Below are 12490 nucleotides of genomic sequence, written 5' to 3'. Positions count from 1 at the left end.
CGGGGCCGGCTAGAGAGGGGAGGGGGTCCACAGCCCTTGGTCGGGGGAGTTGAACATCGCCGGGACCATCGGTTCGAACGGCCCAGCGGTACCCCACTGGTCCGCGACGTCCGGTTCGGTGGAGAAGGTGCGCGGCTGCCAGGTCTCGTCGTCCTCGATCCGCTCGAGTTCGGTGGTGTACTCGACGACGTTGCCCACCGGGTCGGTGAAGTAGGTGAACGTGTTGTCGCCCGCGCTGTGCCGGCCGGGCCCCCACACCGGTTCCTTGCCCTGGCGGATCAGTCGTCCGGTCCCGCGCATGAACTCGTCGATGCCTCGCATCTCGAAAGACACGTGGTTGAGCGACGTGTGCGGCCCCTGACCGATAGCGAGGATGTGGTGATCCTCCCGAACGCGCATGAAGCACATGCGATCCTCGAGCCAGTCGGAGAGCCGGAAGCCGAGGTGCTGCTCGTAGAACCGCTTGGTGGCCTGGACGTCGGGAGAGTTGATCACGACGTGGCTCAGCTTCTGCGGGATCGACTCCCGCGGCTCCAGGGCGCGGGAAGCCCGCTGTTCGACATCGCTGGAGACCTCGATGAGCCGGCCGTCCGGGTCGAAGAACCGGAACCCGTAGCCGCCACCCGGTGTGGCCATGCTGCCGGGCTCGGTCGCCAGCCGCACTCCTGCCGATCCGAGTCGCTGGGCGAGCGCGTCGACTTCCGAGGAGTTCTCTGCGGCGAACGCGATCAGGTCCACCCTCTTGGCGGCGTCCTCGCGCACCCGGAGGATGTACTGCTCAGGGTGCCCGGGCGTGGCGAAGAAGACGACGTCCGACTCCTTGTGCGCCACCTCAAGGCCCCAGGCCGTGCGGTAGAATTCGGCGGTCTTCTTGAAGTCGGGAACGGCGAGTGCTACATGCCGCACGCGGGTGATCGGTGACTTCGCTGCCTGTTTCATGGGTCCCCACTTCGATGGGCCATCCGTGGCATCGACAGGGACCACGAGCGTGCCGCCGCGATGGGCACGCCGGACAAGCGGGTGCGCTGGCGTCTCCGAACCCGGCGCGGGTCCTGTCGATGACATGGGACGTTAACCGCGCCGACACGTAAGTGGTTAGCGATGACTATCGATGCGATACATCAGCGTCGTCGATGTGATGACCGCCAGCCTGGTTCTCCAACACTTCAGCAGCACGCAGGACCCGCGCGCGCAGCCATTGGTGCCCCGGGTCGGCATCGGCGCCCGGAGACCAGAACATTGCCTCGCGCATCGGCCTGAGGGGGAAAGGAGGATCAAGCAGCCGGATGCCCACCTGGTCGGCGAAGTACCGGCCGAGCCGCTCGTGGAGCAACGCCATGAGCCGAGAACCGGGAAGCATCAGCGGCTGAATGACGAAACTCTGGGTGCCGATCTCGATCGGGCGGTCGAGGCCCAGTTCGAGGAAGCGAAGTTCGCTGACCGTGCGGAGCGATGCTCCGCCGTAGGACACGTATGGCAGCGTGCGGAATTGTTCCTCGGTCATACGCTCTCCCACCTCTGGATGGTTGCGGTCGACCGCACACACCAGACGGTCGGTGAACAGTCCTGCCGAGTTGGCCTGAAAACCCTCCGGCACCAGCTCCTCGGGGTAGATGAGAAGGTCGAGCTGCGACCGGCTCATCTGCTCGCGGAAATCCGCAGAAATGGGCCGGACGACGAAGCGGATGTTCGGCGCTTCCCCCTCCAGCTCGGACAGGAGCCGACGGAGCAGGAGCAGCAGAACGTAGTCGCTGGCCATGACGGTGAACGTCCGGCGATCGGTCTGCGGGTCGAACGTGCGGCTGGCGCGTACCGTGGATTCGATCGTGTCCAGCGCGTCCCGGATCGGCTCGATCAGCTGGAGTGCCCGGACCGTCGGGACGAGGAGTCTGCCCTCGCGTACCAGCAGTGGGTCGTTGAAGAACTTGCGTAGCCGAGCGAGTGAGGCACTCATGGCCGGCTGTCCGACGGACATGCGCTCGGCGGCCTTCGTGACGCTCTGCGCGGCCATCAGCGCGTCGAACGACAGCAGCAGATTCAGGTCGAGCCTATGCAGCTCTTCACGGTCCATCACGCCATCCTTCCTCCTGCCCCCCCGCGGGGCCGGGCTCAGAGATGTCCGCCGCTCGGGGACAGGTCCCGGGGCTGCAGGGTCCCCACCTGTCCGGTCTCACGACGCGGCGGACCGTCTGCCAAGAGCCTATGAACGCGCTGACAGGGAAACATCGACGTCGTTGATGACAGCCATCGACGATAATCGCCTTTTGTCGCAGCGTATACGGCCTTACCGTCCTCGGCATGAACCGCATCCCGGGTGAAGCTGGCCCCTCCGACCGGGTGATCGATTCATACGAGGGCAACAGGGCGCGACGCCTGTCGTGGACAACGGTGGCGTCACCTTCCTCACCGCCGCGAGGTGTCCGGAACCTCACGTCCCGCACATCCGTTCACGCGGCCAGCGTACGGCTGGACCTGATCGCCCTGGGCGACGTGGAGTCGGCGCCCGCCGATGAGCTGCTCAGCAGTTCCATCGGGTCCGGGGCACGAACGGGCCGCCAACAGGGCTCCCTGGACACACCGAGCGCGCGCTCCGGCTTCCGGTCCCTGGGGGGTCTGAAACGCCCGTAGCAAGCCCGGATCTTGAGTATCCGGAACGTCATCAGTGAAGGAGTCGCCGTGAAAATCAGTGTGGACCGCAGTCGGTGCGAGGGATACGGGTTCTGCGAGTCGAAGGCTCCTTCCCTGCTTCACCTTGACGATGACGGTGAGCTCGTCATCGATCAGCCGACGGTGCCCGCGGACTTGGCGGAGTCGGTGACGGCCGCCGTCCGTAGTTGCCCGGTCGCCGCGCTGTCGCTCGACGGCTGAAGGTGGCGGCCAACATGGACTCCCGACGGGGGAGGATCGTGGTCGTGGGCGCCTCCATCGCTGGTCTGACGGCGGTCGAGGAACTGCGTCGGCTCGGTCATGAAGGTCAGATCACTCTGCTGGGAGACGAGAAGGCGGCACCCTACGCCCGCCCGCCACTGTCGAAGGCGATCCTCCGCGGAGAGGCGGCGCTGTCCGATGCGGACCTTCCGGCCCTGGCGGCCGGGGCCGCGGAATTCGTGCCGGGCGCAAGGGTCCGTTCAGTGAGTACCGAGCTACGACGGATCTGTCTGGATGACGGCGAGACCCTTCCATACGACGGCCTCGTGATCACCACCGGCGCCCGAGCGCGGACGCTGGCCGACCTGGGCGGCGTACATGATTCCCGTATTCGCGAACGAGTGCTGCGCACCGCGGATGATTGCGCCAGGCTCCGGGACGAGTTCGCCTCGCGCCCGTCCGTGGTCATCGTGGGCGCCGGGGTCATGGGGATGGAGATCGCCTCGGCCGCGGCCCGGATGAGTCTGGACGTCACCGTCGTCGATCAAGCGCCGCCGATGCTCGCCCAATGCGGCCCCTACCTGTCGCAGATGTTCACGGCTGCGGCCGAAGGCGCCGGAGTCAAGATCGTTCTTGACTCGGGCGGCGCCAGTCTGGTCCACCGGGACGGCATGACGGCGGTACGGCTTTCCGATGGCCGTTCGATAGCGGGTGACCTCGTGGTTACCGCTGTCGGCTGCCTGCCGAACACCGAGTGGCTCGCCGGGACGGGGCTCGCCGACAGAGGAGGGCTGCGGGTGGACTCCCGCTGCCGGGTCACCCCGGAGATCGTCGCGGCGGGTGACGTGGTCGCGTTTCCCTTCGGGGATCGTGTCCGCCGCACGCCGCTTTGGTCCAATGCGGTCGAACAGGCCCGAGTAGCCGCGTCGGCCCTGCTCAGGGGTGACGACTGTGACATCCATCGACCGATGCCCTACTTCTGGACCGAACAGTTCGGCTTGGCCGTCAAGGTCTGCGGGCAGCTGCCGGTGATCGGGGAACCGGAGGCTGTCAAGGGCTCGGTGGCCGACGGCAAGGCCCTGCTGCAATGGCGGCAGGAAGGCCGACCGTGTGCGGCCGCCGCGGTCAACTATCGCATCCCCGTCTCGAGACTTCACCAGCTCGCGGCGCAGAGCGCCGCCGTCCAGGAAGAAGGCAGTCAATGAAGACGTCCGTCTCACCCCGATCCTTCGATGACATCGACCTGTTCTCCGACGCCCTCTTGGACGACCCCTACCCCGCCTACGCATCGCTTCGGGACGAAGCGTCGGCCGTGTGGCTGCCGACAACGGGAGTGTGGGCCATCCCTCGGTATCGCGAGGTCCGCGAGATCCTGGGCGATTGGGAACGCTTCACCTCTGCAGAGGGCGTCGGTTTCAACGACGACGTGAACGCGGCAATGGCCGGCACGGTTCTCGCGTCCGACCCGCCGTTGCACGACACGCTTCGCGGTGTTCTCGCCGAGCGGCTGAGCCCCCGTGCCCTGCGCAAGCTCAGTGTCGACATCCGCAGCCAGGCGGACGCGCTTGTCGATCGCCTCGTTCGCAGAGGATCGTTCGATGCAGTCGGTGATCTGGCGCAGGTGTTCCCACCTTCGATCGTCGCCGACCTCATCGGCATCCCGCACGATGTGCGGCCCCGCCTGCTGCCCTGGGGGGACGGGTGGTTCAACGCGATGGGCCCGCGTAACGCTCGTATGGCCGACGCGTTCCCGTTGGTCAATGAGCAGTTCGGTTGGCTGCACAGCGTCCAGGGCACCGACCTGCTGGAAGGAAGCATGGGCCGGGCGATCTTCGAGGCAGCTGACGCCGGACTGATAGAACGGGCATCGGCTCCCATCCTGCTGGCGGCTTACACCAGTGCGGCCATGGACACCACCGTCAACGCCATCGGTTCAGCGGTCTGGTTGTTCACCCGCTTTCCCGAGCAATGGGACTTGCTTCGTGCGGACGCCAGCCTCATCCCGGCTGCGTTCAACGAGGTACTCCGTCTCGAAAGCCCTGTCCAGTCGTTCACCCGGGTCACCCGGCAGCCGGTGGAATTCGACGGGGTACAGGTACCCGCTGGTGCTCGCGTCGTCGTCATGTACGGGTCGGCGAACCGCGACGAACGGCACTACGGCGATACTGCCGGCACCTTCGATATCACTCGGGACGCCGCCGATCACCTTGCGTTCGGTTACGGCCTGCACGGCTGCGCGGGCCAGGGCCTGGCCCGCCTTGAGGCACACGCCGTCCTGGCGTCACTCGCCGAACGGGTTACCCGATTCATTCCGGCTGGTGAGCCAACACGCCATCTGAACAACACCGTCCGCGGGCTCGCCGAAATGAACATTACGGTAGAAACCATCTGATATTTCGCCCGAATGCGGTCGACCCGGGCCGCTGCGAACGGCCTTGCCGTCATTGCTTCAGCCGGTCAGCTCCGGAGGTACCGTCTTCCGTTCCGGACTCGCCGCTCCAGACAAGTGGAGCGGATCGGAAGCGATTGTCTTTGCGGACAAGGAGTCGTTCGTGATCGAACGGCGCGTTCTGAGCGCCGACAGCCAAGCTCACGGCGACGGACAACGCCATGAAGGTGACCACGGACGCCGTGCGGGTCCTCGGGGGTACGAGTACACCCCTGACTTTCCCATGGAGCGTTACGTGCGCGAGGCCAAGGTCATGCAGATCTTCGAAGGAACCAACCAGATCCAACGCATGATCATCTCCCGTGCGCTGGACCGCGACGGGGGCGGTGTGTTCACCGTCCTCGGCAAGGAGTGATGATGCAGCTCGACAACACCGCAGCCCTCGTCACCGGCGGTGCGTCCGGCCTCGGCGCGGCCACCGCGAAGGCGCTCGCGCAGCGCGGCGCCCGGGTCTTCGCCCTCGACCTCGAGGACGGCATCGACAAGGCGCCCGAGGTGCCCGGCGTGACCTACGTGTCCGCCGACGTCACCGACCCCGGGCAGGTGGGCGCCGCCGTCGCCGTCGCGGCGGGCTCCGGTGCCGCGCTGCGCACGGTCGTCAGCTGCGCCGGCATCGGCCCGTCCGCGCGGATCTTCGGCAAGAAGGGCGTGCACGACCTCGCTCTGTACGCCAAGGTCGTCCAGATCAACCTGATCGGCACGTTCAACGTACTCGCGCTCGCTGCCGAGACCATCGCCGCGACGGAGGCTGACGAGCACGGCCAGCGGGGCGTCATCGTCAACACCGCGTCCATCGCGGCGTACGACGGCCAGGTCGGCCAGGCCGCCTACGCGTCCTCCAAGGGCGGCGTGGTCGGCCTGACCCTGCCCGCCGCCCGGGACCTGGCGCAGTACGGCATCCGCGTGTGCACGATCGCCCCGGGCATCGTGGAGACGCCGATGCTGGCCACGGTGTCGGACGAGTACAGGGGCCGCCTCGCGGCGGGCGTGCCCTTTCCGCGCCGCCTGGCCCGTCCCGAGGAGTACGCCCAGCTGGCTCTGTCGATCGTCGACCACGACTACCTCAACGGCGAGACCATCCGCATGGACGGCGCCCTGCGGATGGCCTCCCGATAGACGGGGCCCGCGGCGTCCGGCGCGACACGTCGCACGGTGAAGTGCCGTCCGCATACCCGGGGGGCGGGGGATTCAGGCAACGCGGTGAGGCGCTGTGCCTGCAGGCGCCTACCCGGCACGGCGCCTCGCCGGGCCCGGGGAACGCCGCGGGCCGGACAGACGTTTGCGGCACACCCTGGAAGGCCGGGGCGCGGGCACCCAGGTAAAGCTCGGGTTTCGTCCGTTGTCCGCGTGGTGTGAACACGAGCGAGTCCCCGGTTTCCGCTGGGCTCACGGAGAGGGAAGGGTCTGCTTCGCCCAGATGGTTTTGCCCTGATCGGTCTGGCGGGTGCCCCAGGCTGCTGTGAGCTGCGCGACCAGGAGCAGGCCGCGACCGCCTTCGTCGAAGGTGTGGGCGCGGCGCATGTGAGGGGCGGTGCCACTGGCGTCGGAGACCTCGCAGATGAGGTCGCCGTCGTAGATCAGCCGCAGCTGTATGGGGGGCTGTCCGTATCGGATCGCGTTGGTGACGAGTTCACTCACGACCAGTTCGGTGACGAAGCCGGCGTCGTTCAGTTCCCAGGCGTCCAGTTGGGCTGCAGCACCCATTCGGGCTTGGGCGACGGCGACCGGGTCCGCGGGTATATCCCAGGTCGCGACCCTGTCGGCGTCCAGCGCTTTTGTACGGGCGATGAGCAGAGCGACGTCGTCGGCCGGACGGCCGGGCAGCATGACGGCCAGTACGGCGTCGCACAGGTCGTTCAGGGAGGCGGGGGGATGGGTAAGGGCCTGGCGGAACAGGGACAGGCTGAGGTCGACGTCCCGCTCGCGGGATTCGATCAGCCCGTCGGTGTAAAAGGCGAGGAGGCTGCCCGCAGGCAGTTCGATGTCGGTCGCCTCGAAGGGGAGTCCACCCAGACCCAGTGGGGGCCCGACGGGCAGGTCGAGGAGTTTCACGGTGCCGTCGGGGGTGACCAGGGCTGGTGCCGGGTGTCCGGCGAGGGCGATCGTGCAGTGACGGGACACCGGGTCGTACACGGCATACAGGCAGGTCGCGCCGATATCTCCGGTGGCTTCCGCCCCGACCTGCGCCTCGAGACGCGGCGGCTGGGTATCTTTCGCTTCAGTGGTCAGGCGGGCGACGATGTCGTCGAGATGAGTGAGCAGCTCGTCGGGGGGCAGGTCGATGTCGGCGAGGGTGAGCACGGCGGTGCGCAGCCGGCCCATGGTGGCGGAGGCGTGGATGCCGTGGCCCACGACATCGCCGACGACCAGGCCGACCCTGGCGCCGGACAGAGCGATGACATCGAACCAGTCCCCGCCCACCCCTGCCCGGGCACCGGCCGGAAGGTAGCGGGAGGCGACTTCGACAGCGGCCTGTTCGGGCAGGGCCTGTGGCAGCAGGCTGCACTGCAGGGTGACCGCGGTGGCGCGTTCACGCGTGAAGCGGCGGGCGTTGTCGATGCAGACCGCCGCCCTGGCGGCCAGTTCCTCGGCCAGCAGCAGGTCGTCCTCGCGGAACACCTCGGGGTGCTGGTGTCGGACGAAGACGACGACGCCCAAGGTGGTACCGCGGGCGGTCAGGGGCACTGTGATCGCCGAGTGGATGCCGAAGTCGTGGACCCGGGCGGCCCGGGAGTGAGCCACGACCGTCCATTCGGTGATCGCTGGGTCAGTCGCGAGATGCAACAGAGCACGTCCTGACCTGAGACTCTCAACCGGAGGGGAACCCTCCGGATAGCAGTCCACCTGCCCCGGGGCGACGACCGCCTCGGGGGTTCCCGGGTTCACTGACCTGTGGGCGACGCGCCGCAACACGACGGGACCGTGCGGCGAGACCGTCCCCGGACTCGGCTCGTGCACCCCGAGGGAAGGCAGCAGGTCGACGCTGACGAAGTCGGCGAATTCCGGGATGACCACATCCGCCAGTTCCTGGGCCGTCTGTGTCACGTCGAGGGTGCTGCCGATACGAGTACTCGCGTCCGCGAGCATCATCAGCCGCTTACGGGCCCAGTACTGCTCGGTCATGTCATGAGCGGCCAGGCCTACGCCCAGAACAGTACCGGCCTCGTTCTTCAGCGGAGTGACGACGATCGACCAGGCGTGCTCGCGGGTCTCACCGAGGCTCCTCCCGTAGACCTCCATGACCTTCGGCTCGCCGGTCTCCAGCACCCGCAGCATGGACCGCTCCACCTCGGCCGCCGTCGGATGGTCCATGAACTCCGGAAGCCGCAGTCCGCGCATGTCGTCCTCATGGAGGCCATATGCACGGCCGTAAGCCTCGTTGGCCCGGCACAGGCGCAGCCCGGTATCGAACAAGGCCATGAAGCAACCCGCGACCTGCTCATGGTGCAGTCCCACAAGAGCCTGACCATCGGGTCGGGGAAGCGGTTCCCTCGGGGCGGAGACCAGGAACCAACTGCCGGGCCGCCCGCCGCCCGCCGCCCTCCTGTGCGCCAGGACACGGACCTCCAGGCGGTGGCCGCTGCGGTGCCGTAGGGCGATCCGGCCGTTCCACCTGGGCAGCCGGGCGAGGTGCCGCAGTTCCCCCTTGCCGATCCTCTCAGCCATTAGATCAGCCGCAGGCCGTCCCATGATCTGTGTGGGCGAGTACCCCAGCAATGCCTCGGCCCCCGCATTCCACCCCGTCACGATGCCGTGCTCGTCGATGGTCACGTGTGCACTGAGCGTCTCGTCGAAGATGGATGCGGGCGACCCCGGCACCTGGTCGGCGCTCATGCGCTGCTTTGTGGTTGGCTGCTTCATGGTTGATCATCTCGCTCTCCGAAGATCTCTAACGCTCTCCGGTCGCGCGACATCAGGGGTCAAGCCTGGATGAAAGGCATCATATGCACGATTATTGCGTATTTGTTCTACCAGGCTGGCTGCGATAGGCGCCTGCGGACTGCCCTACGACGGCCGGCATGCGGATCCGTACCGTCGCAGACCTGGTTTCTGTGCTGTGAGGCGGGCAAGGCCTCTCCTGAGCCTGTCGTACTTCCTGGACAGACATGGCAGGACAACCGAGGTTCGCGGCACCTGGCGGCAGGCCGTCGATGCGGGCCACGACGTGTGGTTCCGTTCATCGAGTTCCTCAAGAGTCACCGGATGCACGACGAGGCCTTCCGAGCGCGTGACTCATCTGCGGCGGCGTGCGATAGTCGGCGCCGGTCCAGCCGGGAGGGGCTGTGTGGACGGGCCTCTTCCGGGTCGGCAGAGGTCAAATCGCGCGACGTCAAGTGACGTTCGCCCTCTTTCGGCGGACCACCCTTGGGTGAAGCTGCGGGTGCCCCTTCGGCCAGCGGTCCAAAGACAGGGCAGAGCCGGACTTCGGCACTCCGGGGGGAAAGTGCCGAAGTCCGGCTTGGGAACAGCCCGACGCGGGGAGTGGCGACGGGCTGGCGGTCTGCAGGCGGCGGCCCTCGTCTCCCTACAAGTTGCTGAAGTCAGGTCCCTTGGTGCGAGTGCGCTTCAACTCGTAGAAGCCCGGCAGGGAGGCGACGAGGAGCGTGCCGTCCCACAGCTTCGCGGCCTCCTCGCCCAGGGGCGCCGGGGTGACGACCGGACCGAAGAAGGCGATCTGCTCACCGTCCGCCCCGGGAACAGCGATCACGGGGGTGCCCACCTCCTCGCCGACCTTGTCGATGCCTTCCTTGTGCGAGGCGCGCAGCTCGGCCTCGAACTCGAAGTCCTCCTGATCGGCGTAGTCGATGAGGTCGGCAGGCAAGCCGACTTCATCGAGCGCTCCGGAGATCGCCTTCTTCGTCAGCCCCATCCCCTCGTTGTGGATGCGAGTGCCGAGCGCGGTGTAGAGCGGTCCGAGGACGCCGGAGCCGTGCTTCTGCCAGGCCGCAGTGACCACACGCACCGGGTACCACATCGAGGCGCCCGTTTCGCGAAGCGTAGCCGGTGCCTGGTCCATCTTCGACTCGTTCAGCACAGCCAGGCTCATGACATGCCAGCGGATCTCGATGTCCCTGACCTTCTCGACCTCCAGAACCCACCGCGAGGTCATCCACGCCCACGCGCACAACGGGTCGAACCAGAAATCCACGGGGGTCTTGGCGGAAGTCTGCTCGGACATGTTGCTCCTCGATCAGGCATATCAGCTCATCTGGTGGTCAGACCAGTATGGGCAGGGCTGGCTCGGAGTGTCAACGACGATGCTCTTCGTCTGTCGTTCAGTGGTGCCGTGGCAGAGAGTCGGCCCTTGCCTGCGCCCGCCGGTGGTCCCACCCGAGATTTCACTGGCCACGTGCTGTGGATGGGGTGTCCCTCACGGGACACGGGCCCGCGGCCCGGTGTCACTGCTTGCTGATGGCGTTCAGGTAGTCGTCCAGGGCCTGAAGGTTCCTCGTCAGGCACTCCAGGCGCTCGGCCATGCGGTTGCGCTCTTGCCGAATCCGAGCCACGAAATCCTGGGCCGGGTACTGCGAGCTCGCCGCCTCGGCCAAGCAGGGCAGCACGGCCCTAATGATCTCGGTCGTCAGCCCCGCGTCCAGCAGGCTGCGAATCTGCCGGACCCTCGCATCGTGGGACTCGTTGTAGTAGCGGTAGCCGTTCTCCTCCCTCCTCGGACTGAGGAGGCCCTGCTCCTCGTAGTAGCGCAGCAGGCGAGTGGAAACGCCTGTGCGCTCGGACAGTTCCTTGATTCTCACCACAGCCTCCTGGGGCGATCTGGCTTCACGTTGATGTCAAGGTTGGACTCCGGGCGGGCCCCCGCGCAAGCGGAGGACACGACGTGAGCCCGGGGCGCGGTTGGGCGATCCGCAGGTGCGGGGCCTGGCGGGCAGGACGCGGTCGTCCATCGGGCCGCCCTCGAACGGGTGGCTGAGCATGGACATGGCGTAGGGCTCCACCGAATCGCTCCGTGCGGCAGCGGGCCTCCGTGTTCGGGCGGTGCCGCGGCGGGTAGGAGCGGGCCGTGGGCCGCCGTACGGCGGCGAGGTTCAGCCCTTCGCGGGGCGAAGGCTTCGGCGGTGTCGGCCGTGCCGTCGGCTGCCACCGGGCAGAGGTAGGCGTAGGCGGCCTGCAGATCGGGGTGGGCGAAGTGGAGGCGCGGCATGAGCGGTATCCCGGAAGGGGCGCGGGCATGCCGGAGGCCCCGTTGCCGACGTGCGCCAAACGGGGTCTTCGAAACAATGCGGAGAGTGGGAGGCGGTCCGTGCTCCCGGCCAGTACGAGCGGGCGGGGCGATCTCGGGCTAGGTGTTCTGTCTCGGGAGGTTGTGGACGGTGACAGGGCTCACGGCTGAGCGATCTTGAAATGGGTGAGGGCCTTCTGGCCTGGTGTGGATTGCGACATCTGCACCAGCAACAGAAAGGCCCTCGTGCCCCACCGTAATGCACCCCTGACCGAGACCGGACGTCTTCGTCTGGCCCACTGCGTGGCCGAGGACAACTGGCCCCTCAGAGCAGCCGCGGAACACTTCCAGGTCTCGCCGGCCACGGCCCAGCGCTGGGCCGACCGCTACCGGCAGTTCGGCGAGGCCGGGATGTGCGACCGGTCCTCCCGCCCGCACACAAACCCGCGCCGGACCCCGACCCGCACCGAACGCCGGATCATCAAGGTCCGGCTCCTGCACCGCTGGGGACCGGCCCGCATCGCACACCTGCTGCATCTGGTGCCCTCGACCGTGCACCGCGTACTGACCCGTTACGGCCTGGCCCGCCTCGCCCACCTGGACCGGGCCACCGGCCGTGTCATACGCCGCTATGAACGCGACAGGCCCGGCGAGCTGGTGCATGTCGACATCAAGAAGCTCGGCAACATCCCCGACGGCGGCGGCCACAAGGCCCTCGGCCGGGCCGCAGGCCGCAAGACCCGATCCGGCGCCGGCTACAGCTGCCTGCACACCGCCGTCGACGACCACTCCCGCCTCGCCTACAGCGAGATCCTCACCGGCGAGAAGAAGGAGACCGCCACCGGCTTCCGGCAACGGGCCCACGCCTTCTTCACCGAGTACGGGATCACCATCGAGCGGGTGCTGACCGACAACGGCTCCTGCTACCGCTCACGCGACTGGCGAGATGCGCTGGCAGCGGCCGGGATCGCCCACAAGCGCACCCGGCCCTACCG

Annotated in this window: 10 protein-coding genes and 1 pseudogene; 6 read left to right on the top strand and 5 right to left on the bottom strand. The window is 67.5% G+C overall.

What is annotated here, in order from left to right; genetic code table 11:
- Window positions 1–9: 9 nt before the first annotated feature.
- Together ACFXI4_RS20800 and ACFXI4_RS20795 are read right to left on the bottom strand one after the other, a co-directional pair.
- Window positions 10–939: a VOC family protein gene (locus ACFXI4_RS20800; RefSeq protein WP_384992913.1), complete on the bottom strand. Its 930-nt coding sequence runs from the start codon at window positions 937–939 to the stop codon at window positions 10–12.
- Between the two features lie 166 nt (window positions 940–1105).
- The gene (locus ACFXI4_RS20795; protein WP_384992911.1) at window positions 1106–2071 is read right to left on the bottom strand and encodes a LysR family transcriptional regulator; all 966 of its coding nucleotides are present in this window, start codon (window positions 2069–2071) and stop codon (window positions 1106–1108) included.
- A gap of 605 nt (window positions 2072–2676) precedes the next feature.
- On the opposite strand from ACFXI4_RS20795, the gene ACFXI4_RS20790 reads away from it, so the two are divergent.
- The 5 genes and pseudogenes from ACFXI4_RS20790 (at window position 2677) to ACFXI4_RS20770 (ending at window position 6433) form a co-directional block, all read left to right on the top strand.
- The gene (locus tag ACFXI4_RS20790) at window positions 2677–2868 is read left to right on the top strand and encodes a ferredoxin (RefSeq protein ID WP_384992908.1); all 192 of its coding nucleotides are present in this window, start codon (window positions 2677–2679) and stop codon (window positions 2866–2868) included.
- A gap of 44 nt (window positions 2869–2912) precedes the next feature.
- Window positions 2913–4073, top strand: a complete 1161-nt coding sequence (locus tag ACFXI4_RS20785) for an NAD(P)/FAD-dependent oxidoreductase (RefSeq protein WP_384992905.1) — start codon at window positions 2913–2915, stop codon at window positions 4071–4073.
- A complete protein-coding gene (locus ACFXI4_RS20780) occupies window positions 4070–5260 on the top strand; it encodes a cytochrome P450 (RefSeq protein WP_384992903.1) in 1191 nt (396 codons plus the stop codon). Before ACFXI4_RS20785 ends, ACFXI4_RS20780 begins: the two co-directional genes overlap by 4 nt.
- Window positions 5261–5442: 182 nt before the next feature.
- Window positions 5443–5672: pseudogene (locus ACFXI4_RS20775) on the top strand (acyl-CoA dehydrogenase family protein); the annotation flags it as partial.
- A gap of 2 nt (window positions 5673–5674) precedes the next feature.
- Window positions 5675–6433 carry an SDR family NAD(P)-dependent oxidoreductase gene (locus ACFXI4_RS20770; protein ID WP_384993246.1) on the top strand — a complete coding sequence of 253 codons (759 nt, stop codon included), beginning with the start codon at window positions 5675–5677 and terminating at the stop codon, window positions 6431–6433.
- A gap of 270 nt (window positions 6434–6703) precedes the next feature.
- On the opposite strand, the gene ACFXI4_RS20765 is transcribed toward ACFXI4_RS20770, so the two are convergent.
- From ACFXI4_RS20765 to ACFXI4_RS20755, 3 genes are all read right to left on the bottom strand, one after another.
- Complete coding sequence (locus ACFXI4_RS20765) at window positions 6704–9151, bottom strand: SpoIIE family protein phosphatase (RefSeq protein ID WP_384992901.1); 2448 nt, start codon at window positions 9149–9151, stop codon at window positions 6704–6706.
- Between the two features lie 691 nt (window positions 9152–9842).
- A complete protein-coding gene (locus ACFXI4_RS20760; RefSeq protein WP_384992899.1) occupies window positions 9843–10496 on the bottom strand; it encodes a disulfide bond formation protein DsbA in 654 nt (217 codons plus the stop codon).
- Between the two features lie 220 nt (window positions 10497–10716).
- On the bottom strand, window positions 10717–11070 hold the full coding sequence (locus ACFXI4_RS20755) for a MerR family transcriptional regulator (RefSeq protein WP_384992897.1): 354 nt from the start codon (window positions 11068–11070) through the stop codon (window positions 10717–10719).
- A gap of 671 nt (window positions 11071–11741) precedes the next feature.
- Between ACFXI4_RS20755 and ACFXI4_RS20750 the strand changes: the two genes are divergently transcribed.
- On the top strand, window positions 11742–12490 hold a 749-nt coding region (locus ACFXI4_RS20750; RefSeq protein WP_384992895.1), incomplete at its 3' end, for an IS481 family transposase.

The sequence above is a fragment of the Streptomyces sp. NPDC059224 genome, from assembly GCF_042754285.1.
Classification (GTDB): domain Bacteria; phylum Actinomycetota; class Actinomycetes; order Streptomycetales; family Streptomycetaceae; genus Streptomyces.
Note: the sequence above shows the minus strand (reverse complement) of the source record. Positions and strands in the feature narration are given on the sequence as shown.

Excerpts from the sequence above, each read along its gene's own strand:
- ACFXI4_RS20780 (WP_384992903.1), top strand. The coding sequence starts at position 4,070 with ATGAAGACGTCCGTCTCACCCCGATCCTTCGATGACATCGACCTGTTC.
- ACFXI4_RS20765 (WP_384992901.1), bottom strand. The coding sequence starts at position 9,151 with ATGAGCGCCGACCAGGTGCCGGGGTCGCCCGCATCCATCTTCGACGAG.
- ACFXI4_RS20800 (WP_384992913.1), bottom strand. The coding sequence starts at position 939 with ATGAAACAGGCAGCGAAGTCACCGATCACCCGCGTGCGGCATGTAGCA.
- ACFXI4_RS20760 (WP_384992899.1), bottom strand. The coding sequence starts at position 10,496 with ATGTCCGAGCAGACTTCCGCCAAGACCCCCGTGGATTTCTGGTTCGAC.
- ACFXI4_RS20795 (WP_384992911.1), bottom strand. The coding sequence starts at position 2,071 with ATGGACCGTGAAGAGCTGCATAGGCTCGACCTGAATCTGCTGCTGTCG.
- ACFXI4_RS20770 (WP_384993246.1), top strand. The coding sequence starts at position 5,675 with ATGCAGCTCGACAACACCGCAGCCCTCGTCACCGGCGGTGCGTCCGGC.